We start from the raw sequence: 24288 nt of genomic DNA, 5'->3' as shown, positions 1-24288 counted from the left end.
GGCTCATTCCGCGAACGTCTCGACGGCGACGCGGGCATCGGGATGGGTGGCATAGGCTTGGCCCGCCCGCTCCAGCCGGGCGAGCTGGCCAATGGCGCGCGAACAGGGAAAGCCGTAGCGGGCCTCGACACGGGCGCTGGCGATCGTGAGAGCTTCGCGGCTGCGCGCGAGAAAATCCGCCAAAGTGTAGCTTTGTCCGGGAGTTAGATAGTCCTTCACGACCAGCGAGGGCGAGTAGCAGCTCTCCATCGAACCGTCCGGCCAGCGGATGGTGAAGCGCATTTCAGGCATGGACCGGCTCCGCGAGGCGCTCATAGGTGGAAAGATGCGCCCGCGCCGTGGCGGCCCAGTCGTGGCGGGCGGCAGCCATCGGCCCCTTTTTCGCAAGACGCTCAAGGGTTTGCGGCTGCAAGGCGAGCATAAGCGCGTCGGCGATGGAAGCGGGATGCAGCGGGTCGCACCAGACCGTTTCCGACTCCAGGATATGCTCGGTGAAAGGCGCAATGGCCGACACCACGGTTGGCACGCCGCAAGCCATGGCCTCCAGCGCCACCAGGCCGAACCCCTCCTTCACCGAAGCGAAGGCGAGCACGTCGGCGAGGCGATAGAGCGCCGGCATGTCCTCCTGCGGCAGCGGCCCGGTGCGGATGACCGCCTCCGTCGGCAGGCCGGATTTGGCAAGCAAGCCCCTGAATTCATTGAGATAATCATGATGGTCGAGCACGCTGGCGCCGCCGGCGATGACGAGTTGCGCGCGCGGATGCAGGGCGCGGAGCTGCCGGAAGGCTTCCAGAATCCGGCAGCTGTTCTTGCGGGCTTCGACACCGCCGACGCTGAGCACGACGGGCCCGGGCCCGAGGCCAAGACGGGCCGCCAGCGCCGCCTCGCGCCCGTCGGGCTTGGGCGTGAAGCGCTTGATATCAATGCCGTTTCCGACCAGAACGGCATCGATCCCGAAGCTCTCGCGCAACAGGTCCTGCCAGAGATGGCTGACGACGAAATGCCGGTCGGCGGCGCGAATCGATCGATTTTGCAAGGCCTTAAGGTCGGGATCGCGGAAGGCGTCGACATGATGCACGGTGCGGGCGAAGCTGGAGATGAGGCCCCGCTCCTTCAGCGTCGCCAGCGCGTTAGCGGATATGCCGTCCTGGGCGTGGAACACATCGAAGCGGCGATGCTCCAAAGCATTGAAATAATGGACATATTCGTCCGCGCGCTGACGCACCATCGCCGCCACGTCGCTTGGCGCCGGCGCGGCGGGGACGCTCACGGTCTCGCACAGGCTGGGGCGGAAAAAGCCCGCGCCGCGCGGGTCCGGCGCGTGCACGACGGCCTCGAAACCCAGTCGTACCAACGCTTCGCCGAGCTCCAGCGCGTGGACGACGCCGCCGCGCGGGTTGGTGGAATGGGCGAGAATGGCGATGCGCAGGGGTCGCTTCATGCCGCGTCCTCCGCCGGCCCGCAGCCGATGAGCGGCGCGCGGGCGAAATCCCACACGGTGTCGCACTCAAGCCCTTGGCGAATTGTGACTTTCCGTTCCGCCGTGACGGTGCCGACCGCTGCGGCCGCAATGCCGCGTTCGGCGAGGCTGGTGAGTACGATGGGAAGGACAGTGTGTCCGATTGTGATGATGTAGCCGAAGCTCGGAAAGGTCATCAGCCAGCGCACGGGATCGACCCCTTCGGGCGCCGGCACCGCGTCGAGATCGATCTCGATGCCGACCCCGGACCCCTCCGCCAGCATGGCGGCGGTGCCGACTAGCCCCGCCTGGCTGATGTCCTTGGCGGCGCGGGCCAGCCCCGCCTCGGCGAGGCGAGGGAGCAGGTCGAGATCGCCGCGCAGCCGTTCCGCCGGGGCGTCGGTGGCGGCGTCCCAATTGGAAAAGGGTTCGCGGTAGCGGCCGCGCAGGTCGATGGCCGCCACCAGAACCTCGCCGGGGCGGGCGTCGAAGGAGGTGAGGAGCTTGTTCGCCCGGCCGAGCACGGCGACGGAGAGCTGGCCCTGCTCGCTCGCCAGATTGGTATGGCCGCCGACGATGGGCACGCCGAAGCGGGCTGAGGCGGCACGCAGCCCCTCCAGCACCGGGGCGGCGCCGTCCTCGCCCTTGGCCCACACCGCGTCCACCACCGCCAGCGGGCGCCCGCCCATGGCGGCGATGTCGGAGAGATTGACCATCACCCCGCACCACCCGGCGAACCAGGGATCGGCGGCGACGAACCCGTTCATGAAGCCTTCGATGGCGAAGAGCAGATAGCCCTCGCCATCGGGGATCGCCGCGCAATCGTCGCCGACGCGGATGGCCTCGCGCCCGTCAAAGCCGAGGCGCGCGGCGGCGCGGGCGATATCGGCCTTGGAGGCAAGGCCCGCCGAGGCGTGTAGCCGGCTCACCACCTCGGAGAAGGCCACTCCGGAGAAGTCGAGCCGGCGCGCGGCGGGGCGGGCGAGAGTGAGTGACATGCGCCCCCTCCCCTCCTCACGCCGCCCGGCGCGGCTGGGCATGGAAGCCGGTTTCCGCGTCATGGATCGGCGGGTAATGCGCGAGATCGGCGCGCATCAGCACATGCGGCCGGCCGTGCAGCTGCTTCTCCTCCACGATGTCCCAGCGCAGCCGACGGAACAGCAGCGCGTTCTGGCTCTGCACATGGGCGAAGAAGCTGGTGCAGCCGCGCGCATGGGCGGAACAGACGGCGAGACGGATCAGCGCCGCGCCCAGCGCGCCGACCTTGCGGTAGTCCTCCGCCACGGCGAGGCGCGAGCCCCACCATTCCCCCGGCGCGGCTTCATGAATGCGCACCGTGCCAACCACATCGTCGGCTAACAAACCCAGCATAGAGACAGCGACCAGCGGAATGGCCAGCTCGTCGATCGGGTCGCGGTCATCGCCGGCGAACAGACCCTGCTCCTGGCAGAACACCTCGTGGCGCAGGCGGGCGGCGCCCCGCCTCTCCCAGGTCTGGGTGGCGAACTTCACCTGGAAATCGGCGGCGCGGAAGGGGCGGAAGGTGCCGTACATCATGCGCAGCCCCCCGTCACCGCGCCCTGCCGCTCATAGGTGGCGAGCGCCGAGCAGGCACCGCATTTGGCGCAGCCGGCCTTCACCTCGATGGATTTCAGCCCGGTCGCCAGCAGCATCCCCGAGAGCGGACCGAGGATGGAATTCATGAAGGCGGGCGAGGGCGTGGGGTGGCTTTCCAGCGGCGTGCCGGAAATCGGCACGAAGGGCACCACGAAGGGATAGACGCCCATGCGGGTGAGCCGGTCGCAGACGGAAAGGATGTCCTCTCGGCTGTCGCCGAGCCCGGCGAGGATATAGGTCGACACCTGCCCGCGCCCGAACACCGGCACGGCGGCGGCAAAGGCTTCGAAATAGCGCTCCACCGACACCTGCGCCTTCCCCGGCATGATGCGGTGACGCACCTCCTCCGTGCAGGCTTCCAGATGCATGCCGAGCGCGTCGGCGCCGGCCTCAGACATGCGGGCGAACCAGGCATCGTCATCGGGCGGCTCGCACTGCACCTGAATGGGCAGCTTCACCGCCGCCTTCACCGCCGCCGCGCTCTCGGCAAGGAGCGCCGCGCCGCGGTCCTTGCCCGGCGGGGTGCCTGTCGTCATCACCATGTGCTTGACGCCATCAAGCTCGACGGCAGCCTTGGCGACTTCGGCGAGCTGCGCCGGCGTCTTGCGCTCGATGGTGCGGCCGGCGGCGAGCGACTGGCCGATGGCGCAGAACTGGCAGGTCTTGGTGCGGCTCTGGTAGCGGATGCAGCTTTGCAGCACCGTGGTCGCCAGCACATCGCGCCCATGCAGCACGGCGATCTTGGAATAGGGAATGCCGTCGGCGGTGGTGAGGCCGTAGAATTTCGGCTGGAGGGGAAACGAGACTTCGCCCAGCACCAGCCCGTCGCGGCTGATGCGGCTCTTGCCATAGGCGTCCGGCTTCTCGACGAGATAGGGGCTCTCGAAGGCCGGCGCGGTGTGCACGGGGACCATCACCGTCATGCCGTCGAGCGTCATCGCCTTGTGGTCGGAAGGCCCGGCCCCGCCCCGGCGACTATCGGCGCCGGCGCGCGGATCAACCAGCCGCACCCCGTAGGACTGCAATTCGTTGATCAGCTGCTGCGTCGGCAGCGGCGCGCGTTCGCTGGCGAGATCCATCGGCTTCATCGGAAACGCTCCCTGTCTGGACGGGGAAAGGGGCCCCGGCAGCGGTGTGGACGGGCACGGCCGGGCGAGTGTCGTGGTGGAGGCTGAGCAGTTCCGGCCGGGCGTAATGGCCGACCGAATCCATCATCCGCTTGCGCTTGGTGATGAGGCCCATGTCGAGATCGGCGACGAGGATGCCCTCGCCCGAGGTGAGCGGGGGCACGACATGGCTGCCCTCGGGTGAGACGATCGCGGTCATGCAGCCGCCGGTGAGGGCGCGGCGCAGCTTCTCCTCGGGCGAGATGCGGGCGATCTGTTCCTCGGTGAGCCAGCCGGTGGCGTTGACGACGAAGCAGCCGGATTCCAGCGCGTGGTGGCGGATTGTCACCTCGATCTGCTCGGCGAAGATCGGCCCCACCAGCGAGCCGGGGAACTGCGCGACGTGGATTTCCTCGTGCTGGGTCATCAGCGCGTAGCGGGCGAGCGGGTTGTAATGCTCCCAGCAGGCCAGCGCGCCGATGCGGCCGACCGCCGTGTCAACCACCTTCAGCCCGGCGCCGTCGCCCTGGCCCCAGATCATCCGCTCATGGAAGGTGGGGGTGATCTTGCGGCGCTTGAGCTTCAGGCTGCCATCGGCGTCGAAGATCAGCTGGGTATTATAAAGCGAGCCATGGTCGCGCTCATTCACCCCCAGCACGACGACCACGCCGAGCCGGCGGGCGCTGGCGCTCACCGCCTCCGTCACCGGGCCGGGGATGAGCACGGCCTGTTCGTACAGCCGCAAATGCTCCGCCCCCGTCAGCACCGGGGGCAGGACGAAGGAGAAATAGGGGTACCAGGGCAGGAAGGTTTCGGGAAAGACGACGAGCTGCGCGCCCTTGCCCGCCGCCTCGTCCAGCGCCGCGAGCACACGGGCGAGCGTGCCTTCCAGCGTGTCGAGATCCGGCGCGATCTGCACCGCGGCGACGCGGACGATTTTCTTCTCCGTCACTTTGTTCTCGGCCATCTCGGCCTCCCGGTTGGTCGTCATCCCGGATGGCGGCACGCCGCCGATCCGGGATCGCTCGGTCAGGGGACAGCCGTCACAGCGTCCAGGTGTCGAGGATGAAGGCGTTCTCGCGGCGGTGGAGCAGCACGATGTCGAGCACGTCCAGCGGGCTGACCGGGATGATGCCGGGGATCAGCGCGCCCTCGCCATGGCCATAGAGCGCCTGCAGGGCGAAGCGGCAGGCATAGACCTTGCCGCCATCGTTCAGGATTTTCTCGATGCGGTTGTTGAAGTTGAGATGGCCGGGAAAGGCCTCGTCGCCGAGCTTGGGGAAGCCGCGCTGCACGCCGAGCGTGACGCCGGGGCCATAGAGCAGCACCGAGGTCTCGAAGCCCTTCTGGATCAGGCGCGAGGCCTGGAGCAGATTGACGAGGCCGATCGAGCCCTCGAAGGCGACGGTGTGAAAGGTGATGAGCGCCTTTTCGCCGGGGGCGGCTTTGACGTCCTCGAACTTCTTCTCTTCATAATCGACAAGCACGTCGCCCTTGGCATGGGCCGGCACGGTGATGGTGGCCATGTCGCTCTCCTTGGCTGCTGCAATGGGCCGGCGGGGAAACCTGCATTGGGGGGCCGGGCGGAACAGGCAATGCAATCAAGGTGCCAATTGATTGAATGCTGAAAGAATCAGCAGAACAGTCAAATTACATTCAATAATACATACAATTGACGTGAAGGCGGCGGTGACGCTGTGGCGAGAGAACGGGCGGACGCTGAGAGAACAGGCGGGACTCTGCACGCTTGCTGCGCAGCCGCAGAGGACGGGCCGCTTGCCGGTCCTACGCAGCAAGTTGTGGACCAGGGGTGACAGGCCACCTTTGCAACATTATACAGTCAATTCTGGCGAGGCCGGGGGGATGCCCTCTTTCCGGCCGCGCGCCGCGAGAGCCGGGCTCGCCCTCCGCTCGGACAGACGATCCCGGATTGGCCGTGTGGCCGTCCGGGATGACGACAGGTGAACGCATGGCCGACTGGATTCCCGACCTCGCCCGCTCCGACAAGCCGCGCTACCTCGCCATCGCCGACCTGATCGGCGAGGATATCCGCGCCGGGCGACTGGCGATCGGCGACCGGCTGCCGCCGCAGCGCAAGCTCGCGGCCCGGCTCGACATCGACTTCACCACCGTGGCGCGCGGCTATGTCGAGGCGCAGAAGCGCGGCCTCGTCGAATCGCGCGTCGGCCAGGGCACCTTCGTGACAGGCGCGCCGCGCGCGAAGACCCGCGCGCCCGCCGCGCCCAAGCCCGGCACGGTCGATCTCTCGATGAACCTGCCGCCCGAGCCGGACGACCCGGCGCTGATCGAGCGCATGCAGGACGGACTGGCCGAGGTCGCGCGCGATCTGGTGAGCCTGCTGCGCTATCAGGGCTTCGGCGGCACGGTGGCGGACAAGGACGCGGCCTCCGCCTGGCTCGGCCGGCGCGCGCTGGTGCCGGCGCAGGAGCGCATCTTCGTCACGCCCGGCGCCCACCCCGCCTTGCTCGGCATTTTCGGCCTGCTGGCGCGGCCGGGCGAGACGATCCTGTGCGAGGCGATCACCTATCCCGGCGTGCGCGCCATCGCCGCCCAGCTCGGCATCAAGCTGCACGGCCTGCCGATGGACCGGGACGGCATCGACCCCGACGCTTTCGCGAGCGCCTGCCGCGACCTCGCGCCCAAGGCGCTCTACCTCAACCCGACGCTGCAGAACCCGACCACGCTGACCATTCCCGAGGAGCGGCGCGAGGCGATCGCCAAGGTGGCGCGGCGCTTCGGCGTGCCGATCGTCGAGGACGACGCCTATGGCTTCGTGCCACCGCACGGGCCGGCGCCGCTGGCCGCCATCGCCCCGGACCTCACCTGGCATATAGCGGGGCTGGCCAAATGCATCGGCGCCGGGCTGCGCGCCGCCTATGTGGTGGCGCCGGAGGTGCGCGCCGGCTACGCCTTCGCCAGCGCGCTGCGCACCGCCAATGTCATGGCCTCGCCGCTCACCACCGCGCTGGCGACGCGCTGGATCGAGGACGGCACCGCCGACACGCTGCTGCGCTTCATCCGCACCGAAGCCGCCGCGCGGCAGGCGCTGGCGAGCGAGGTTCTGCCCAAGGGCAGCTTCCGCGCCGACCCGCTGAGCTTCAATCTCTGGATCGAACTCCCCGCGCCGTGGACCCGCTCGGCCTTTGTCGGCCATATGCGCGCCACCGGCATCGGCGTGGTGGCGAGCGACGCCTTCACCGTCGCCGCGCCCACCGTGGAGGCGGTGCGCGTCTGCCTCGGCGGCCCGGCGACGCGCGCGCAGATCCGCTCGGCGCTGGATTTCATGGCGCATGCCCTGGAAGAATCGCCCGAAGTGGTGTCGGCGGTGATGTGAGGATGTTACGCGATCCGTCATCCCGGACGGCCACAGGCCGATCCGGGATCGCGTGACATTGCCAAGCGATCCCGGCTCTCCGCTTCGCCGCGGCCGGGATGACGGTCTTGGAGCGCGGGGCACGACGGCTCGCCGGCCCTCGCCGCGACGCCCCCCTTCCCCTCATCCCCGGGCTTGACCCGGGGACCCAGCTTTGCCGATCGCGCCGAGGTTCAAAGTCTGGGTGGCCGGGTCAAGCCCGGCCATGAGGAAAGGCGCGAGGCAACGCCCACCCCCTCACGCCAGCGCCCGCGCCGCCGCCACGAGCCGGTCGACATCGCTCTCCGACGTGGCGAAAGAGGTGACGAGGCGCGCCACGCCTGCGCCCCAGCGGTCGGTGTAGAAACGGAAGCCCTGCGCCAGCAGGCCCTCGCAGATGGGCGCGGGCAGGCGGACGAACAGCATGTTCGCCGCCACCTTCCCCTGTATCTCCGCCCCGGCGATCCCGGCGAGGCCGGCAGCGAGCCGCGCGGCCATGGCATTGGCGTGGCGGGCATTGGCGAGCCAAAGGTCGCCGTCGAGATAGGCGTCCATCTGCGCGGCGAGAAACCGCATCTTGGAGGAAAGGTGCCCGGCGCGCTTGCGGCGGAAGGCGAGTTCGCTGGTGCGGGCGGGATCGAACAGCACGATGGCTTCCACCCCCAGCGCGCCATTCTTGGTGGCCCCGAAGGAGAGAATGTCGACCCCCGCCTTCCAGCTCATCTCGGCGGGCGAGGCGCCCAGCGCCGCCACCGCATTGGCGAAGCGCGCGCCGTCCATGTGCAGGCCGAGCCCGACCTCCCGGCACACCGCGCCGATGGCGGCGGTCTCGGCGAGGGAATAGAGCGTGCCACGTTCCGTGATCTGGGTGATGGAGACGCAGGCGGGCTGCACGCAATGCACGTCGCCCCGGTCGCGGCGGGCGGCCACTGCCAGCGCTTCGGGGGCGATCTTGGCGTTCGCCCCGGGCACATGCACCAGCTTGGCCCCGCCGGTGAAGAATTCCGGCGCGCCGCATTCATCATTCTCGATATGACTGTCGGAATGGCACAGCACCGCGCCCCAGGGCGGGGTGAGAGCGCTGAGGGCCAGCGCATTGGCGGCGGTGCCGGTGGAAACCAGCAGCACGCTCACCTCGCGCTCGAACAGGGCGGAGAGCCGTGCCTCGACGCGGGCGGAGATGTCGTCGGCGCCATAGGAGGGCATCGGCCCTTCATTGGCGGCCGCCAGCGCTTGGAGGATGGCGGGGGAGATTCCGGCGACATTGTCGCTGCCGAAGCCGGGCGGGCGGGGGGCGGGGGTGTCGGTCACGGCGGGTCCTGCGGCGGTGAAGAACGGTTCCACAAGGGAGGAGACCCAGCCGGGGCGCTTGTCAATCGCGCCTAGAGGGCGTTCCCTGCGTCAAGTGCCGGATGGCGCGGGCCCGCGCGACGGGGTTAGATGGCGCGCATGAGTGCGCGTGACCATGTCGTCGCCGATCAGGAGGCGATCTTCGCCCTGCTCGCCGACCCCTCCACCTACGGCGTGAGCGAACCCGTCCGCCGTATCGACACCCATGGCGCCGTGGTCTTTCTGGCCGGTGACACGGTGTACAAGGTCAAGCGCGCGGTGCGCTTCTCCTTCATGGATTTCTCCACGCTGGAAAAGCGCCGGCGGGCCTGCGCCCGCGAAGTGGAGCTGAACCGCGCCACCGCGCCGGCACTTTATCGCGGGATGGTGCCCATCCTGCGGCGGAACGGGACGCTGCATCTCGGCCGGGTGGGCGCGAGCGACGCGCCGGGCGAGATCGTGGAATGGGCGGTCGAGATGCGCCGCTTCGACGAGAACGCCACCCTCGACCATGTGGCGGCGCGTGAGGGGCTATCCCCCGCGCTGATCGATGCGCTGGCGCAGGCGGTGGAGCGGGCGCACCGGCAGGCCCCAGTCGTGGCCGGCACCAGCGGCCGGGAGTTGCGGGCGGTGGCGCGCAACGTCGTCGCCGGGCTGCGCGAGACGCCCGACCTGCTGCCGCCGGCACAGGTGGCCGCGCTGGAAGCGGCCTTTCTCGAAGCCTTCGACCGGCTGGAACCGCTGCTGGCGCGCCGCGCGGCGGCGGGCGAGGTGCGGCGCTGCCATGGCGACCTGCATCTGCGCAACATCGCGCTCATCGACGGCGCGCCGGTGCTGTTCGACGCGCTGGAATTCGACGAGGCGCTCGCCACCACCGACCGGCTCTACGACCTCGCCTTCCTCATCATGGACATCGCCCTGCGTGGCATGGCGTTCGAGGCGAATCGGCTGCTCAACCGCTACCTCATCGCCTGTGGTGAGGACCCGCCCTATGACGGGCTGGGGGCGCTGCCGCTGTTTCTCGCGCTGCGCGCCGCGATACGGGCGCAGGTGGGCGCGGCGGCGGCGGCCTTTCGCGACCCGGCCGGCCGGCAAGCGGCGGGGGCGGAAGCCCGGGCCTATCTCGCTTATGCCGAGGACGTGCTGGCGCCGCGCGCGGTGAAGCTGGTGGCGGTGGGCGGTCTTTCCGGTTCCGGCAAGAGCACGCTCGCCGCCGCGCTGGCGCCCTTCCTCGGGCCGGCGCCCGGCGCGGTGCATCTGCGCTCGGATGTCGAGCGCAAGCGTCTCAACGGCACGCCGGAGCTGGAGCGCCTGCCGCCGGAAGCCTATTCGCTGGAGACGACGCAGCAGGTCTATGCCGTGCTGCGCGAGCGGGCGGAGGCGGTGCTGGCCGCCGGCCATGCGGTGATCGTCGATGCCGTGCACCAGCGCCCCGACGAGCGGGCGGAGATCGCCGCGGTGGCGCAGGCGAGCGGGGTGGATTTTCTCGGCCTGTGGCTGGAAGCGCCGGTGGAGGCGCTGACTGAGCGCGTGACCGCGCGGCGCGGCGACGCCTCCGACGCCACGGCGGAGGTGGTGCGCTGGCAGGCGGGCCGCGAGGCCGGCCCGCTCGACTGGGTGCGGCTGGATTCGGCACAGGCCCGCGAGCAGGTCCTCGCCGAGGCGCGGGCGCTTCTGGAGGCGTGAGGATCAGTTCGGCGGTGCGCTCTCCGCCGCGCGGGCGCGGGCGTCGGCAACCACGTCCTTGAAGCCCTGATAATCCAGCGCGGCGGCAACCTTGAACGGACCGACGAGATAGACCGGCGTGCCCGGCAGGCCGAGCGCTTCGGCTTGGTCGTTGGTGCGCCGGAGCAGGGCGCCGATCTCGCCCGCATGGGTCTTGAGGTCCTTGGCCAGCTTCTTGCGGTCGATGCCGGCCGCGCCCAGCGCCTCGCTCATCCGCTCGGTGGAAGCGCGGGCGGGCATTTTCATCAGCACCTTATGGGCGTCGAGATAGCGGCCCTGATAAGTGGCGGCCAGCGCCAGCTGGGCGGCGACGACGGAGGATTCCGACAGGATCGGCCAGTCCTTGTAGACGAGGCGGATCTTGCCATCCTCCGCCACCAGGCGCTCAAGCTCCGGGAGCGACTTGCGGCAATAGCCGCAGTGATAGTCGAAGAAGGCGACGATGGTGACATCGCCCTGCGGGTTGCCGAAGGTCGGGGTCTGCTTGTCATTGAGCAGGGCGTCGACATCCAGCGTCGCGGCGGGTGACGGCGGCTTCACCGCCGGCGTGGCCGCGAGGGCCGGCAGCGCCGCCCCGGCAAGGGCCGCCCCGGCAAGGGCGCCGGCGGCGGTGAGGAGCAGCGCGCGGCGCTTCATCGGAACGTCCTTCTGGCTGCGGGCACGCCCGGCCGGGCGCAGCCGCCGAACTAGCGGGGGCGCAGCCCGTCGAGGAGAAGGCGCTGCACGTTGCGCGTAGCCTCTTCGACAAACGCCTCCTCGTCCAGCCCCCTGCCGAGCAGCGCGTCGATCTGCGGCGCGAAGTCGGCATAGTGTTGCGTCGTCGCCCACAGCGCGAAGATGAGGTGATGCGGGTCGACCGGGGCCAGCTTGCCGGCGGCGATCCAACCGCGGATCACCCCCGCCTTGGCCTCGACCAGTTGCCGCAGCGTGGTCTCCAGCTCCGGCCGCAGCAGCGGCGCGCCCTGCACCACTTCCAGGCAGAACAGCCGCGAGGCTTCCGGGTGGGTGCGCGAGAAGCGGATCTTGCGGGCGATATAGGCGCGGATGCCCTCGATCGGGTCGCTGTCGGCCTCCAGCGCACGCAAGGGGTCCAGCCACTCGTCGAGCAGCCGGCTCAGCACCCCGACATAGACCTCTTCCTTGGAGGCGAAATAATAGAACAGATTGGTCTTGGACACGGCGGCGGTGCGGGCGATCTGCTCCACCGTGGTGCCGTGCAGGCCCTGGCGGGAGAACAGCGCCAGCCCGGCATCGAGAATGGCGCCGCGCTTCTCGGCGATGCGGCGCAGGCGGTGCGGCGTCTTCGGCCGGGCGGATGGCGCGGCACGGGAGGGCGGTGCCGGATCGGCGGGATGCGCGGCTCTCGGCGAAGGCGTGGTCCCCTGGCTCATGCCCTGACATGGCACGGAAACGAAAGCCACCGCAATATGCCGGCGCGGACGCGGCGATTCGGCCGGCCGCGCCGGTCCACGCGGAGCGACGAAATCCCCATGGCGACGCGCCACGCCTCCACATTACTCGCCGCCGCCCTGCTCATCGCGGTGGCCGCGCCAACCCCGGCGCGGGCGCAGGTCGCCGGGCCGATCACCGTGCAGGCGGCCCCGATCGAGCGCTTCGATGCCGGCGGCGCCCGGCGCTTCGGGCCGCTGGAGTTTCGCGGCGGGCTGGTGCTGTCCTCGCCCTCGCCGCAGTTCGGCGGGATCTCCGGCCTCATCCTGGACGAGGCCGGCGAAGGATTTCTCGCCGTCACCGACAAGGGCTGGTGGCTCTCCGGCCGCATCGTCAGCGAGGGCGACATGCCGGTCGGCATCGCGGAGGCCCGCATGGCGCCGATGCGCACCGCCAAGGGCGCGACGCTGGCGAGCCAGGGGCGCGGCGATGTGGAATCGCTCGCCCGCATTCACGGCGGCGTGCTGGTGGGGATCGAGCGCGTGCAGGAAGTCTGGCGCTTCGATGGGCCGGACTCGTTGCAGGCGACCGGGCGCCGGCTGATTTCCGACCCCGCGCTTTCACGGCTCGGTGGCAATCAGGGCCCGGAGACGCTGCTGGCCCCGCCCGGCGGCGTGCCGGCGGCGGTGATCGTCATCGGCGAGGAAAGCCCCGACGACGCGAACGCCCTGCCCGGCTTCCTGTTCGACCCGCTCAAAGGCCCGAAGCCGAAGGGCCGGTTCACGATCACACGCACGGACGAGTTCGACGCCACCGACGCGGCGCTTGCCGATGACGGCAATGTCTATCTGCTGGAAAGGCGCTTCGACCTGTTGCGCGGCGTCGCCCTGCGCTTGCGCCGCTTTCCGCTCAGCGCCGTCCAGCCGGGCGCGGTGATCGAGGGCGAGGTGCTGCTCAGCGCCAACCGCGTGGCCGCGATCGACAATATGGAAGGGCTCGCCCTGCACCGCAACGCGGCGGGCGAACTGATCCTGACGCTGATTTCCGACGACAATTTCTCGCCGCTGCAGCGCACGCTGCTGCTGCGCTTCGCACTCATCGAGTGAGACGGGAGAGGGAAAGGCGCCTCAGCGGGCGCCGGGGGCCGCGCGCCAGGGCTTCAGCCAGCCCATCAGCGCGCCATAGGGCAGCAGCGCGAGCAGCGCGCAGGCGGCCTTCACCAGAAAATCGAAATAGGCGAGGCCCATCCACAGCGGCACGGTGATGCCGGTAGAGGCATAGGTGACGGGGAAGGACATGTCGGCATCGCCGGCGAAGGCGAGCGAGAAGAACAGCGCCGTGTCGATGGCCGACCCGAACAGGCTGCCGGCGAGCGGCGCCTGCCACCAGCTCATCCGGCGCAGGCGGTTGAACACGCCGATATCGAGCAGCTGGCCGAACAGAAACGCGGTGCCCGAGGCCAGCGCGATGCGCGGCGTCGCCAACCAGATCGACAGCACCACTGCCAGGGCAAAGCCGAAATAGACCACCTGCCGGGCGACGGCGGGGCCGAAGCGGCGATTGGTCAGGTCATTGACCAGAAAGGCGACGGGATAGGAAAAGGCGCCCCAGGTCAGCACTTCCTGAAGCCCGAAGGCTTGCACCGGGTACTGGACAAGCACATTCGACGCCGCCACCACCGCCATCATGGAGAGGACGGGGAGGGCGAGCGTCTTGAACGTGATCTCGGAACCGGCGAGCTTCATCGGCTCAGGCGGCGGCAGCGACGCTCGCCTTGGCGACGGCGCGCTTCAGCTCGGCTGCCTTCGGCGACAGTTCTTCGCTGCGGGCCTTCAGCAGGAACGCATCGAGGCCGCCGCGATGGTCGACGGTCTTGAGGGCATTGGCGCTCACGCGGAGCTTCACCGACCGCTTCAGCACGTCGCTGGTGAGCGTGACGTTCACCAGGTTCGGCAGAAAGCGCCGACGGGTCTTGCGGTTGGAGTGGCTCACGAGATTGCCGGTCAGAACCGCCTTCCCGGTAAGTTCGCACCGACGCGACATCGTGGACTTCCTTGTATCAAAACCGATGCGTCGCAGGCATTTATGAGCGCCCGACGATCCCGCATGCGGCATCCGTGGAAATTAGAGTGCGCTCCTATAAGGGGATGACCCAGGCCCGTCAAGGCCGGAGCGGCAGGAGTCCGGCGCCCCTGTCATGGCGCTGTCGTGTTCGTGAGCGGGCGAGTCACAGTTCCGCCGCCTTCCCCCCACATCCGAAACGGGGATAGATTCACGCTTCGTCCGGCCGGCGGGGCCGATTCGGGAATGGCCTTCATGATGCGCGCCTGCCTCACGGCTTTCCTCGCGCTCGCCGGCGCGGGCACGATGGTGACGGATGCCTTCGCCGACGGGCGGCTGGACGCGCGCTATCGCCTGTCGCTGGGTGGGCTGGAACTCGGCCGCGTCGCGCTGCTCGTCGAGATCGACAGCAATTCCTACATCGCCTCCGGCAGCGGGCGGCTCACCGGCGTGGTGCAGGCGGTCTCCACCGGCAAGGGCACGGCCGGCGCGCGCGGCGCCATCAGCGGCGGCGCACTCGCCCCGCGCAGCTTCGCCATGGAAGCGGAATCCGACAAGAAGAGTGAGGCCATCCGCCTGGTGATGACCCCCGCCGGCGTGTCGGACATGCGCGTCGAACCGCCCGTCATCCCCTCCCCCGACCGGGTGCCGGTGGCGGACAAGGACAAGCGCGGCATTCTCGATCCGATGACGGCGGCGCTGGTGATGGTGCCCGGCACCGAGGCGCCGGTGTCGGAAAAGGCGTGCGAGCGCACGCTCGCCATCTTCGACGGCCGCCAGCGCTATGATCTCGTGCTCTCCTATGAGCGCATCGACGAGGTGAAGGCCGACAAGGGCTATGCCGGCCCGGCCGTGGTCTGCCGCGTTGCCTATCGCCCGGTGTCCGGCCACAAGCCGAACCGCGCCGGCGTGAAGTACATGATGAAGAACAAGGACATGTTCGTGTGGCTGGCGCCGGTGGCCGGCACCCGCGTGCTGGTGCCGTTCCGCGCCTCGGTCGCCACCGCCATCGGCATCGCCGCGCTGGAGGCGGAAGCCTTCGAGACGCGCGAAATGGTCGGCACCCGCGCCACCCCGGCCAAGGCGGGCCTGCCCTGAGCGTTCGGCACTGCCCTGAACCTTTGCGCCAATTCGCGCGCGGGACGAGCAATCCGCCGGGGGCGTGCCCATATGCGGCTTCCCATGCTAAAAGGCGCCCGCCGGCGTTCCCCGCGACGGCGCGACGCCCTTAGCTTTTTTCTGAACGGCTCCAGCTGAACGGCTCTATGAACATCGCCGCCCCGCCGGCCCAACTGCGCTCCGACACCAAGCCCCTGCTGCCGCAGCAGCGCGCGCGCGGCGTCACCGCCGTTCTGGGCCCCACCAATACCGGCAAGACGAGCCTCGCCATCGAGCGCATGCTCGGCCATTCCTCCGGGCTGATCGGCCTGCCGCTGCGCCTGCTCGCCCGCGAGGTCTATGGCAAGCTGGTGGAACGCGCCGGCGAGCACAATGTCGCGCTCATCACCGGCGAGGAGCGCATCAAGCCGGACAATCCGCGCTACTGGGTCGCCACCGTCGAGGCGATGCCGAGGGATCTCGATGTCGCCTTCGTGGCGCTGGACGAAATCCAGATCGCCGCCGATCTCGACCGCGGCCACGTCTTCACCGAGCGGCTGCTGAACCGGCGCGGCCGCGAGGAGACGCTGCTGCTCGGCGCCGCCACTATGCGCCCGCTGGTGGAGAAGCTGCTGCCGGGCGTGAACATTCTGGTGCGCCCGCGCCTGTCCAACCTCACCTTCGCCGGCGAGAAGAAGATTACCCGCCTGCCGCGCCGCTCGGCCATCGTCGCCTTCTCCGCCGACGAGGTCTATGCCATCGCCGAACTGATCCGCCGCCAGCAGGGCGGGGCGGCGGTGGTGCTGGGCGCGCTTTCGCCGCGCACCCGCAACGCCCAGGTGGCGATGTACCAGAATGGCGACGTGGACTATCTCGTCGCCACCGACGCCATCGGCATGGGGCTCAATCTCGATGTCGACCATGTCGCCTTCGCCGGCGACACCAAATTCGACGGCTGGCAGTTCCGCCGGCTCAACCCCGGCGAGCTGGCGCAGATCGCCGGCCGCGCCGGCCGCGCCCAGCGCGACGGTACCTTCGGCACGACAGGGCGCTGCACGCCCTTCGACGCGGAAATGGTGGAGCGGCTGGAAGCGCACGCCTTCGAGCCGCACCGCATGGCGCAATGGCGCAACAGCCAGCTCGATTTCTCCAGCATCGAGGCGCTCAACCGCTCGCTTTCCATCCCGCCGCGTGAGGAAGGCCTGACCCGCGCCCCCACCGCCGACGACGTGCTAGTGCTGGAACGGCTGGCCGGCGATCCCGCCATTCGCCGCCTCGCCAATAGCGCGCCAGCGATCGAACGGCTGTGGGAAGCCTGCCAGCTGCCGGACTACCGGAAAGTGTCCCCGGCCTCGCATTCCGACCTCGTGGCGACGGTCTATGCCGACCTGATGCAGCGCGGAAGGCTCTCCACCGAGTGGTTTGCCAAACAAGTGGCCTTGGCGGACCGAGCGGAAGGTGACATAGACACCCTGTCGGGACGCATAGCGCAGGTCCGTACTCTGACCTTCGCGGCGAACCGGCCGGACTGGCTCGACGACCCGGAACACTGGCAGGGTGTCACGCGGCGTGTGGAGGATAGGCTGTCCGATGCGCTTCACGAGCGGCTCGCCCACCGCTTCGTCGATCGCCGGACCAGCGTGCTGATGAGACGCCTGCGAGAGAACGCGATGCTCGAAACAGAAATCACCAAGACCGGCGACGTCGTCGTTGAAGGCCATGTGATCGGCCACCTTCTCGGATTCCAGTTCGCCGCGGACGCTTCCGCCGGCGGGCCGGAGGCCAAGGCGCTGCGCGCCGCCGCCCAGAAGGCGCTCGCCGGCGAGATCGAGGCCCGCGCCAACCGCCTGTCCGCGGCGGGCGACGATGCTTTCGTGCTCTCCACCGACGGCACGCTGCGCTGGATCGGCGATCCCGTCGCCAAGCTCATTCCCGGCGAGGAGGTGCTCACCCCCCGCCTCAAGGTCATCGCCGACGAGCACCTGACCGGCCCGGCCCGCGACGCGGTGCAGGCGCGCATCGAGTTGTGGCTCAAGGCGCATATCGAGAAGCTGCTCGGCGCCCTGCTCGTGCTCGGCAAGGCCGAGGACGTGACCGGCATCGCCCGTGGCATCGCCTTCCAGCTGGTCGAATCGCTCGGCGTGCTGGAACGCCACCGCGTGGCCGAAGAGATGAAGGCGCTGCCGCAGGAGGCCCGCGCCGTGCTGCGCGGCCATGGCGTGCGCTTCGGTGCCCACCACATCTATTTGCCGACCCTGCTGAAGCCGGCGCCGCGCGCGCTGGCCGCCCAGCTCTGGGCGCTCAAGCATGGCGGGCTGCAGCAGAAGGGGCTGGACGAACTCCCGCACCTCGCCGCTTCCGGCCGCACCTCCATTCCGGTCGACCCGGAAATCCAGAAGGGGCTCTACCGCGCCGTCGGTTTCCGCGTGGCGGGCGAGCGGGCGGTGCGCGTCGACATTCTCGAACGCCTCGCCGACCTCATCCGCCCGGCGCTGGCCTGGCGGCCCAATTCACCCGGTGAGAAGCCGGCGGGCGCCTTTGACGGCAATGGCTTCATCGCCACCGTCGCCATGACCTCGCTGGCCGGCTGCGCGGGCGAGGACTTCGCCTCCATCCTGCGCTCGCTCGGCTATCGCCTGGAGCGCCGCCCGGCGCCGGTGGAGACGCCGGCGGTGGCCGAGGTGGCGGCGACCGAGACGAGCGCGACCGAGACTCCCGTCCTTGAGACCCCCGCCATTGAAGCGGCGGCGGACATGGCCGCCCCGGACGTGCCGGTCGGCACCGATGTCGCTTTCGACCAGACGGTCGAGCCGGCGCTGGAAGAGGCGCCCGCCGCCATCGAGGTGCGCGAGGCGCTGCCGGTGGATGATGGCGCGGTGAGCGGCGAAGTGTTCACCGATCCCGTCTTCGACGAGACCGTCGAGCCGGCGCTGGAGCCGGTGGCGGAGGCTGCGGCGCCGGTGATCGAGGCGGCGCCCGAGGCGCTGGCTACGGCCGATGCGACGGTGGCCGATGCGACGGTGGCCGATGCGACGGTGGTCGAGGCGGCGCCCGAGGCCACGCCCGAGGCGCCCGCCGAGCCGGCCATGATCGAAATCTGGCGTCCCGGCCGTCCGCCGGGACAGAGCCGCCCCGCCCATGGCGCCCGCCGTGGCGGACGCGACGGCAACAATCGCGACGGCGCGCCGCAGGACCGCTCCGGTCCGCGTGGCCAGGCTGCGGCGGAAGCCGGCGCCACTGACGCCCGCCGCGAGCGCCCGCAAGGAGACCGTCCGCAGGACGAGCGTCCGGAAGGCGAACGCGGCCGCCGCCCGCCGCGCGAGGACCGGCGCGAGCGCCGTCCCGAGCGCGCCGAGGGCGAGCGCGAGTCGCGCCGCGACGACAACCGCCGCGATTCCGGCCCGCGCCCGCCGCGCCCGGAACGCGGCGAGCGCCCGGACCACCGCGCCGGCCAGAACCGGCCGGAGCACCGCAACGAGCATCGCAGCGAACCCCGCCGCGACAAGCCGGTCGATCCCGATTCGCCCTTTGCCGCCCTGCTCGCCCTCAAGGCGCGCATGGAGGCGGAGAAGAAGGGCGGCTGAGCCGTGCGCGGCGCCGGCTCCCGCCCCCGTTCCGGTCCGCCTGCGGCCGGCGTGGAGGCGGAGCACGTCCGCCAGCGGCTCGATGTCTGGCTGTTCCATGCCCGCTGCGTGCGCACCCGCACCAGCGCCGCCGATCTGGTGAAGGCGGGGCGGGTGCGGCTGAATGGCGCGCGCGTCACCGCCCCCAGCCATCCCGTCCGCGTCGGCGATGTGCTCACCCTGTCGCTCGATTCCCGGGTCCGGCTGTGGCGCGTGACCGGATTCATCGAGCGGCGGGGGGATGCGCCCACCGCCCTCACCACCTATGTGGAAGTGACGCCGGAGCCGGCCCCCTCGCCGCCGCCGGACGGACCGGGCATATAGCCGGCGCGGCAGGTCTGCCATGCGCCGCGCCCATAGGGCTTAGCGCGGGATGGTGTTGCGCGGCCCCTGCAGGTGCGCTAGGGGAGCCGTTGCGGGGTTGTCCGGCGCCTCTAATTCACATGCCCCGCACGGAGACTGGATCAATGACCTACGTAGTCACGGATAATTGCATCAAGTGCAAATACACCGACTGCGTCTCCGTCTGTCCGGTGGACTGCTTCTATGAGGGCGAGAATTTTCTCGTCATCCACCCGGACGAGTGCATCGACTGCGGCGTGTGCGAGCCGGAATGCCCGGCCGAGGCGATCAAGCCGGATACCGAGCCGGGCCTCGACAAATGGCTGACGCTCAACGCCGACTACGCCAAGATCTGGCCGAACATCACCGACCGCAAGGACCCGCTCCCCGACGCCAAGGAGTGGGACGGTGTGCCCGACAAGCTACAGTATCTCTCGCCCGAACCGGGTAAGCAGGACTGAGCGGCGGCCGTAACGGCAGCCTGCTGACCGCGCCTTTCTCCGCTGCCGCTTCCGCCGGCGGCGGCGCGGTGGTATGCGCTGCAATGCGGCAGTATTTTGATTCTCCCCAGATTTGTGCTATATAGCCCTTCGTGCAGTCGATTGGGTTTGCCATGGCGCAACGCTCCCTTCCCGGAGCGCCCCTCCCGGAACCGATGTCGGGTCTTCGCTCCTCGTGCGGCGCACGCCGCAGGAAGGGCATCCCTGAATTTTCCGTCGACGGCTGAAAGACGGCTCCCGCATCCGCGGGGCGCCGGGGTGTTTCTTTTCCCTGCGGCCGGGCCGCAGGCGGCAGCGCGCCGAGGGCGACGCGGCGCCGGATGAACCGAGACCCAGGAGCAGGCACAGAATGACGTCGACCAAGAAGCCGACCAGCAACATCCGCCAGGGTTTCAAGACGGGCGAGCACATCGTCTATCCGTCCCATGGCGTCGGGCGTATTATGGCGATCGAGGACCAGGAAGTTGCGGGCTTCAAGCTTGAGCTGTTCGTCATCCATTTCGAGAAGGACAAGATGACGCTGCGCGTCCCCGTGCCGAAGATCGCTTCGGTCGGCATGCGCAAGCTCTCCGAGCCGACGGTGATGAAGAAGGCGCTGGAAACCCTCAAGGGCCGCGCCCGCGTGAAGCGCACCATGTGGAGCCGCCGCGCGCAGGAATATGAGGCCAAGATCAATTCCGGCGACCTCGTCGCCATCTCCGAAGTGGTGCGCGACCTCTACCGTTCCGAGGCGCAGCCCGAGCAGTCCTATTCCGAGCGCCAGCTTTATGAAGCCGCGCTCGACCGCATGGCGCGCGAGCTCGCCGCCGTCGACAATCTGACCGAGACCGAGGCGATCAAGCTCATCGAGCAGAACCTGCTCAAGGGCCCGCGCCGCACCGGCAAGGGCGAGGCGGAAGCCGACGCCGCCGAGGCCGATGACGAGGCCGACACCGAGGAAGCCGCCGCCTGAGGCGCGCACACCCGGCGCTGCGTCGCTGACAAGTCCCGAAAGGCCCGGCCCGCGCCGGGCCTTTTCATTGACAAGGCTTGTTCGCGCCCTATCTCGCGCCGCCCGCGCGGGAACTTCCTGCCCCCCGGCGCGTTGATGCCCCGTTCGGGCCTGGGCGCGGCGCCCCCCCGGCGGTCAACCGCCGGTGCATGCCGTCCCCCGCCCGGCAGGTTCGGGGAGAGGCGCATGAGCGAACAGGCCAGCCGCAGCACCCAGATGGCGCGCACCGCGATGGCGACGCCGCTGCTCGAACGCGAGGAAGAATACGACCTCGCCCGCCGCTGGAGCGAGGAAGGCGACCAGAAGGCGCTGCACGCGCTCATTCACGCCCATATGCGCCTCGCCCTCGCCATTGCCCGCCGCTTCCGCAATTACGGCCTGCCCATGTCCGACCTGGTGCAGGAAGGCCATATCGGGCTGATGGAAGCCGCCGCCCGCTTCGAGACGACACGCGAGGTGCGCTTCTCCACCTATGCCACCTGGTGGATCCGTGCCGCGATCCAGGACTATGTGCTGCGCAACTGGTCGATCGTGCGCGGCGGCACCTCCTCCGGCCAGAAGGCGCTGTTCTTCAATCTGCGCCGGGTGCGGGCACGGCTGGAGCGCGCCAATGAGGGCGCCGCCGCCCCGACCCGCGAGGAACTGCACCGCTCCATCGCCGAAAAGCTCGGCGTGAGCGCCACCGAAGTGGCGCGCATGGACGCGCGGCTGAACATTCCCGACCTCTCGCTCAACGCGCCGCTCGCCGCCGGCGAGGAGGACGGGGCGGAACGGCTCGACCAGCTGGTGGCCACCGATCCGCTGCCCGACGAGCAGGTGAGCCGGGAAATCGACGGCGAGCGCCAGCGGCGCTGGCTGATCGGCGCGCTGCGCGGGCTGAATGACCGCGAATTCCGCATCATCAAGGCGCGCCGGCTGACCGATGAGAGCGAGACGCTGGAAGTGCTCGGCGCACGGCTCGGCATTTCCAAGGAGCGGGTGCGGCAGATCGAGAGCCGCGCCATCGAGAAGCTGCGCGTCGCGCTGACCAACGGCCCGGACGTGCCGCGCGGCGCCTTTACCGCCTGAAGCAGGCCCGAGGCGCAGCCACGGAGCCAACCAAAGCCTATTCCGCGATGATCTTGTAGGGCTCGCCATAGCCGAGCTTGTCGCCGCGATTGAGCCCGTTGAGGATGAGGAAGCGCTCCAGCGCCTTGTCCTGCACGTCCATCTTCGCGGCCATCCGCTCCGGCGTGTCGGTGAGGCCGGCGGTGACGATGCGCAGCCGCAGCGGCTTGACGTTTTCCGCCTCCTCAATCGACACGCGGCGGAAGGTTTCCGCCGCCTCGCGGAAGGCGCGGTCGAGATCCGGCGTCAATTCGCGCGCGGCGAAGATCAGCCGGTAGACATCGCTGCCGAAGCGTATGGCGAACATGCGGAACGACCACTGATCACCCCGCGCCACCGCCGTGGCGGCAGGAAAGCCGTTGAGCACGAGGCTTTCCACCGTGGAGATTTCCACCCCCTCGATCCAGCCCGACGACAGATATTGCGAGAGCGACTGGTCGCCGGCGACGCGCACCGCGTCCAGCCGCAGCGCCTCGCGCCCGGAGGCGCTGGCGCCCAGCACGGCCTGCGAGGTGTTCTCCAGCGTGAAGCCGGCGGGGGCGGTGAAGGTGAAGCCGAGCTTGGGATGGAAGAAGCGGCTGCCGCGGACGAAGCCTTCCTTCGGGTCGTCGCCATAGACCAGCCCGTCGATCGCGGTGAGATATTGCTTGCGGTCGCGCTCCCCCGGCTTGTCCGGCGAGGCATATTCGCGCGCATTGGCCATGACGATGGAAATGCGCTCCGGCGTCGCCGGGTGCGTGGCGAGGAAATCGGGCGAATCGGCACCGGCACTCTGGTTCATCGACATGGAGCGCATGCCCGCCTGCCGGCCCATGGTGGTGAGGAAGCGCTCGGCGCCATAGGGATCGAAGCCGGCGCGGGCGCTGATGCCGACCCCAATCGCGTCCGCCTCCAGTTCCTGCCCGCGCGAGAAGCTGGCGAGCGACACCCGGCTGCGCGCCAGCGCCAGCGCGCCGAGATCGGAATCGTTCACCACATCGGAAATGACGCGGCTGACCAGCACCGCCTGCTTCATCTGGTCCTCGCGCGTCGCCGCATGATTGGCGATGACATGCGCCATTTCATGCGCCAGCACCGAGGCGAGCTCGGCATTGTCGGAGGAGAGGGCGAGCAGGCCGCGCGTCACATAGAGCGAGCCATTGGGCAGGGCGAAGGCGTTGACCGCCGGGGAATTGAGGATGGTGACGCGGTAATGCAGATCCGGCCGCTCCGAGGCGGCGACGAGGCGCGCCACCACGAGCTCGATCTGCTTCTGCAGCTTGGGATCGTTATAGGCCCCGCCATAGGAGGCGACGAGGCGCTCATGTTCCTTGCGCTGCGCCGGGGTGAGCGCATCGTCGCGGCTGATCGCCGAGGGGGCGGAGGCTTGCTTGTCGTCGACAGCGGCGCAGCCGGCCACAAGGAGCGCAGCCGCGAGCATCAGGGCGCGCGGCAACAAGGCGCGCGCCCGCGCGCGCCCGAAAGGCGCGGCCCGCTGCGTCCCGCTTGTGCTCCTCGCTGCCGTCACTCGTCCCCCGTCGGCCGTGCCCGGCCTTCCGCCCCGTTTTCCATACCGCGGCCGCGCGGCGCGTGCGCCGCGTCGCCAGCCAGTTCGATCTGCTCCGCCCGCCGCACCGTGATCGCCGGCCCGCCGGCCTCGAACAGCGTGCCGCGCAGCCGCACAAGCCGCCCGGCAAGATCGGCCGATGCCAGACCACGCGCCGCCAACGACGCCTGACCTTCGGCCTCAACCCTTCCCGTCATATCCTGACGCCAAACCCGGCCAAAATTGAGGTAATCCACGCGGGCCGTCTTTCCAACGTCAAGAATATAGCCTGCCACGATTGTGAACCGGCCCTGCTGCGCACGCAAAGCCGCGATATTGGCGGCCGCGAGCGGCAGCTGGCGCCACAGCCCGCGCTGCGCGCGCCGCGCCTCGGCTTCCGCCGCCAGCCAGGCGGGCAGGCAGGCCAGCACCGCATCTTCCGGCCGAACCACCGCAACGCCCTCGCGCAGCAGCGCCTGCTGCACGGTCGGCGGCTCTTCCGCCACGACGGGCGCGACGACGGGCGCGACGGGATCGGCGATGAGCGCGGTGCGCCGGCCGTAGCGGTCGCGCGCCGGCCCGGCGGCGAAGGCGATCTCGCGCCCCGCGACCCGCCCGGCGAGCGCCGCCCGCCAGCTCACCGCCTTGCCCGCGCCGCCGCCGGCCAGCCCGGCGGGCCGCAGGACGGAACCGTCGTGCAAAACCAGATCGCCGGTCGCCGTCACCTCAGCGACATGGCCGCGCGCGAGCGGCGCAGGCAGGCAGGGCGCGGCGACGGAAGCCGGCGGCGGGGAGGCGGCAAGAACCGCCCCTGGGACCAGCAGGCCGATGGCCGCGAGCACCCACGGCGCAAGGCTCGCCCGGACGCGGGCACGGACGCGCGGGTCAGACAGCCTGGAGGTCGTGCGCGTCGCCATGGCGTTCTCCACGTGCCGTCCGCCCGTGGCTCCCGTGCCTTTGCGGCAGCCTAGCGCAAAGCCCGGCCTCCGCCCACCCCGTCGGCGCGGACCGATGTGGCGCGGCAGAACGGCGATGCACCCCGG

23 protein-coding genes are annotated in these 24288 nt (G+C 69.9%); 9 read left to right on the top strand and 14 right to left on the bottom strand.

Annotated elements, in window-relative coordinates; translation table 11 throughout:
* Positions 1-3: 3 nt before the first annotated feature.
* The 7 genes from K9D25_RS06115 to K9D25_RS06085 all read right to left on the bottom strand — a co-directional run bounded on the left by K9D25_RS06115 (position 4) and on the right by K9D25_RS06085 (position 5708).
* Positions 4-291 carry an MSMEG_0570 family nitrogen starvation response protein gene (locus K9D25_RS06115; RefSeq protein ID WP_244449984.1) on the bottom strand — a complete coding sequence of 96 codons (288 nt, stop codon included), beginning with the start codon at positions 289-291 and terminating at the stop codon, positions 4-6.
* The gene (locus K9D25_RS06110; RefSeq protein ID WP_244449983.1) at positions 284-1441 is read right to left on the bottom strand and encodes an MSMEG_0565 family glycosyltransferase; all 1158 of its coding nucleotides are present in this window, start codon (positions 1439-1441) and stop codon (positions 284-286) included. The genes K9D25_RS06115 and K9D25_RS06110 overlap by 8 nt, the downstream gene beginning before the upstream one ends.
* Entirely contained in the window at positions 1438-2457 is a 1020-nt protein-coding gene (locus K9D25_RS06105) for a sll0787 family AIR synthase-like protein (RefSeq protein ID WP_244449982.1), read from the bottom strand. Before K9D25_RS06105 ends, K9D25_RS06110 begins: the two co-directional genes overlap by 4 nt.
* Before the next feature lie 16 nt (positions 2458-2473).
* On the bottom strand, positions 2474-3016 hold the full coding sequence (locus K9D25_RS06100) for an MSMEG_0567/Sll0786 family nitrogen starvation N-acetyltransferase (protein WP_244449981.1): 543 nt from the start codon (positions 3014-3016) through the stop codon (positions 2474-2476).
* Positions 3013-4155: an MSMEG_0568 family radical SAM protein gene (locus K9D25_RS06095; RefSeq protein ID WP_244450811.1), complete on the bottom strand. Its 1143-nt coding sequence runs from the start codon at positions 4153-4155 to the stop codon at positions 3013-3015. Before K9D25_RS06095 ends, K9D25_RS06100 begins: the two co-directional genes overlap by 4 nt.
* On the bottom strand, positions 4073-5134 hold the full coding sequence (locus K9D25_RS06090; protein ID WP_244450810.1) for a Nit6803 family nitrilase: 1062 nt from the start codon (positions 5132-5134) through the stop codon (positions 4073-4075). Before K9D25_RS06090 ends, K9D25_RS06095 begins: the two co-directional genes overlap by 83 nt.
* A gap of 91 nt (positions 5135-5225) precedes the next feature.
* The gene (locus tag K9D25_RS06085; RefSeq protein ID WP_244449980.1) at positions 5226-5708 is read right to left on the bottom strand and encodes an MSMEG_0572/Sll0783 family nitrogen starvation response protein; all 483 of its coding nucleotides are present in this window, start codon (positions 5706-5708) and stop codon (positions 5226-5228) included.
* Between the two features lie 443 nt (positions 5709-6151).
* On the opposite strand from K9D25_RS06085, the gene K9D25_RS06080 reads away from it, so the two are divergent.
* The gene (locus K9D25_RS06080) at positions 6152-7537 is read left to right on the top strand and encodes a PLP-dependent aminotransferase family protein (RefSeq protein WP_244449979.1); all 1386 of its coding nucleotides are present in this window, start codon (positions 6152-6154) and stop codon (positions 7535-7537) included.
* A 276-nt stretch (positions 7538-7813) separates the two neighbouring features.
* On the opposite strand, the gene K9D25_RS06075 is transcribed toward K9D25_RS06080, so the two are convergent.
* Complete coding sequence (locus K9D25_RS06075) at positions 7814-8866, bottom strand: threonine aldolase family protein (protein ID WP_244449978.1); 1053 nt, start codon at positions 8864-8866, stop codon at positions 7814-7816.
* Positions 8867-9004: 138 nt separating this feature from the next.
* On the opposite strand from K9D25_RS06075, the gene K9D25_RS06070 reads away from it, so the two are divergent.
* Positions 9005-10570: an AAA family ATPase gene (locus tag K9D25_RS06070; RefSeq protein WP_244449977.1), complete on the top strand. Its 1566-nt coding sequence runs from the start codon at positions 9005-9007 to the stop codon at positions 10568-10570.
* A gap of 3 nt (positions 10571-10573) precedes the next feature.
* Here K9D25_RS06070 and K9D25_RS06065 read toward each other — a convergent pair whose 3' ends face one another.
* Both K9D25_RS06065 and rutR read right to left on the bottom strand, forming a co-directional pair.
* Positions 10574-11245, bottom strand: a complete 672-nt coding sequence (locus K9D25_RS06065) for a DsbA family protein (protein ID WP_244449976.1) — start codon at positions 11243-11245, stop codon at positions 10574-10576.
* Between the two features lie 50 nt (positions 11246-11295).
* Positions 11296-12000 (bottom strand): HTH-type transcriptional regulator RutR, encoded by a 705-nt coding sequence (gene rutR, locus K9D25_RS06060; RefSeq protein ID WP_244449975.1) that lies wholly within the window; start codon positions 11998-12000, stop codon positions 11296-11298.
* A gap of 99 nt (positions 12001-12099) precedes the next feature.
* Between rutR and K9D25_RS06055 the strand changes: the two genes are divergently transcribed.
* Positions 12100-13104, top strand: coding sequence for an esterase-like activity of phytase family protein (locus K9D25_RS06055; protein WP_244449974.1), 1005 nt, complete (start codon positions 12100-12102; stop codon positions 13102-13104).
* Positions 13105-13125: 21 nt separating this feature from the next.
* Here the strand turns inward: K9D25_RS06055 and K9D25_RS06050 are convergent, their stop codons facing one another.
* Positions 13126-13743: a queuosine precursor transporter gene (locus K9D25_RS06050; RefSeq protein ID WP_244449973.1), complete on the bottom strand. Its 618-nt coding sequence runs from the start codon at positions 13741-13743 to the stop codon at positions 13126-13128.
* A 4-nt stretch (positions 13744-13747) separates the two neighbouring features.
* Positions 13748-14041: a 50S ribosomal protein L28 gene (gene rpmB, locus K9D25_RS06045; protein ID WP_244449972.1), complete on the bottom strand. Its 294-nt coding sequence runs from the start codon at positions 14039-14041 to the stop codon at positions 13748-13750.
* 264 nt (positions 14042-14305) lie between these two features.
* Between rpmB and K9D25_RS06040 the strand changes: the two genes are divergently transcribed.
* From K9D25_RS06040 to K9D25_RS06015, 6 genes are all read left to right on the top strand, one after another.
* Entirely contained in the window at positions 14306-15157 is an 852-nt protein-coding gene (locus K9D25_RS06040; protein WP_244449971.1) for a DUF3108 domain-containing protein, read from the top strand.
* A 167-nt stretch (positions 15158-15324) separates the two neighbouring features.
* Positions 15325-18741 (top strand): helicase-related protein, encoded by a 3417-nt coding sequence (locus K9D25_RS06035; protein WP_244449970.1) that lies wholly within the window; start codon positions 15325-15327, stop codon positions 18739-18741.
* Between the two features lie 3 nt (positions 18742-18744).
* Positions 18745-19104 carry an RNA-binding S4 domain-containing protein gene (locus tag K9D25_RS06030; protein ID WP_347881466.1) on the top strand — a complete coding sequence of 120 codons (360 nt, stop codon included), beginning with the start codon at positions 18745-18747 and terminating at the stop codon, positions 19102-19104.
* Positions 19105-19247: 143 nt separating this feature from the next.
* Entirely contained in the window at positions 19248-19583 is a 336-nt protein-coding gene (gene fdxA / locus K9D25_RS06025) for a ferredoxin FdxA (RefSeq protein ID WP_244449969.1), read from the top strand.
* Positions 19584-19971: 388 nt separating this feature from the next.
* Positions 19972-20574 carry a CarD family transcriptional regulator gene (locus tag K9D25_RS06020; protein ID WP_244449968.1) on the top strand — a complete coding sequence of 201 codons (603 nt, stop codon included), beginning with the start codon at positions 19972-19974 and terminating at the stop codon, positions 20572-20574.
* A gap of 225 nt (positions 20575-20799) precedes the next feature.
* Positions 20800-21681 carry an RNA polymerase factor sigma-32 gene (locus K9D25_RS06015; RefSeq protein WP_244449967.1) on the top strand — a complete coding sequence of 294 codons (882 nt, stop codon included), beginning with the start codon at positions 20800-20802 and terminating at the stop codon, positions 21679-21681.
* A gap of 37 nt (positions 21682-21718) precedes the next feature.
* Here the strand turns inward: K9D25_RS06015 and K9D25_RS06010 are convergent, their stop codons facing one another.
* Both K9D25_RS06010 and K9D25_RS06005 read right to left on the bottom strand, forming a co-directional pair.
* Positions 21719-23140: a M48 family metalloprotease gene (locus tag K9D25_RS06010; RefSeq protein ID WP_244449966.1), complete on the bottom strand. Its 1422-nt coding sequence runs from the start codon at positions 23138-23140 to the stop codon at positions 21719-21721.
* Between the two features lie 83 nt (positions 23141-23223).
* On the bottom strand, positions 23224-24162 hold the full coding sequence (locus tag K9D25_RS06005) for a thermonuclease family protein (RefSeq protein ID WP_244449965.1): 939 nt from the start codon (positions 24160-24162) through the stop codon (positions 23224-23226).
* Positions 24163-24288 lie beyond the last annotated feature (126 nt).

Origin of the sequence: Ancylobacter polymorphus, assembly GCF_022836935.1 — a bacterium.
In the GTDB taxonomy this organism is placed as follows: domain Bacteria; phylum Pseudomonadota; class Alphaproteobacteria; order Rhizobiales; family Xanthobacteraceae; genus Ancylobacter; species Ancylobacter polymorphus_A.
Note: the sequence above shows the minus strand (reverse complement) of the source record. Positions and strands in the feature narration are given on the sequence as shown.

What these genes read in the sequence shown, in the direction of transcription:
- K9D25_RS06115 (WP_244449984.1), bottom strand. Translation starts at nt 291, where the DNA reads ATGCCTGAAATGCGCTTCACCATCCGCTGGCCGGACGGTTCGATGGAG.
- K9D25_RS06110 (WP_244449983.1), bottom strand. Translation starts at nt 1,441, where the DNA reads ATGAAGCGACCCCTGCGCATCGCCATTCTCGCCCATTCCACCAACCCG.
- K9D25_RS06105 (WP_244449982.1), bottom strand. Translation starts at nt 2,457, where the DNA reads ATGTCACTCACTCTCGCCCGCCCCGCCGCGCGCCGGCTCGACTTCTCC.
- K9D25_RS06100 (WP_244449981.1), bottom strand. Translation starts at nt 3,016, where the DNA reads ATGATGTACGGCACCTTCCGCCCCTTCCGCGCCGCCGATTTCCAGGTG.
- K9D25_RS06095 (WP_244450811.1), bottom strand. Translation starts at nt 4,155, where the DNA reads ATGGATCTCGCCAGCGAACGCGCGCCGCTGCCGACGCAGCAGCTGATC.
- K9D25_RS06085 (WP_244449980.1), bottom strand. Translation starts at nt 5,708, where the DNA reads ATGGCCACCATCACCGTGCCGGCCCATGCCAAGGGCGACGTGCTTGTC.
- K9D25_RS06080 (WP_244449979.1), top strand. Translation starts at nt 6,152, where the DNA reads ATGGCCGACTGGATTCCCGACCTCGCCCGCTCCGACAAGCCGCGCTAC.
- K9D25_RS06070 (WP_244449977.1), top strand. Translation starts at nt 9,005, where the DNA reads ATGAGTGCGCGTGACCATGTCGTCGCCGATCAGGAGGCGATCTTCGCC.
- K9D25_RS06065 (WP_244449976.1), bottom strand. Translation starts at nt 11,245, where the DNA reads ATGAAGCGCCGCGCGCTGCTCCTCACCGCCGCCGGCGCCCTTGCCGGG.
- rutR (WP_244449975.1), bottom strand. Translation starts at nt 12,000, where the DNA reads ATGAGCCAGGGGACCACGCCTTCGCCGAGAGCCGCGCATCCCGCCGAT.
- K9D25_RS06055 (WP_244449974.1), top strand. Translation starts at nt 12,100, where the DNA reads ATGGCGACGCGCCACGCCTCCACATTACTCGCCGCCGCCCTGCTCATC.
- K9D25_RS06050 (WP_244449973.1), bottom strand. Translation starts at nt 13,743, where the DNA reads ATGAAGCTCGCCGGTTCCGAGATCACGTTCAAGACGCTCGCCCTCCCC.
- rpmB (WP_244449972.1), bottom strand. Translation starts at nt 14,041, where the DNA reads ATGTCGCGTCGGTGCGAACTTACCGGGAAGGCGGTTCTGACCGGCAAT.
- K9D25_RS06040 (WP_244449971.1), top strand. Translation starts at nt 14,306, where the DNA reads ATGGCCTTCATGATGCGCGCCTGCCTCACGGCTTTCCTCGCGCTCGCC.
- K9D25_RS06035 (WP_244449970.1), top strand. Translation starts at nt 15,325, where the DNA reads ATGAACATCGCCGCCCCGCCGGCCCAACTGCGCTCCGACACCAAGCCC.
- fdxA (WP_244449969.1), top strand. Translation starts at nt 19,248, where the DNA reads ATGACCTACGTAGTCACGGATAATTGCATCAAGTGCAAATACACCGAC.
- K9D25_RS06020 (WP_244449968.1), top strand. Translation starts at nt 19,972, where the DNA reads ATGACGTCGACCAAGAAGCCGACCAGCAACATCCGCCAGGGTTTCAAG.
- K9D25_RS06015 (WP_244449967.1), top strand. Translation starts at nt 20,800, where the DNA reads ATGAGCGAACAGGCCAGCCGCAGCACCCAGATGGCGCGCACCGCGATG.
- K9D25_RS06010 (WP_244449966.1), bottom strand. Translation starts at nt 23,140, where the DNA reads ATGCTCGCGGCTGCGCTCCTTGTGGCCGGCTGCGCCGCTGTCGACGAC.
- K9D25_RS06005 (WP_244449965.1), bottom strand. Translation starts at nt 24,162, where the DNA reads ATGGCGACGCGCACGACCTCCAGGCTGTCTGACCCGCGCGTCCGTGCC.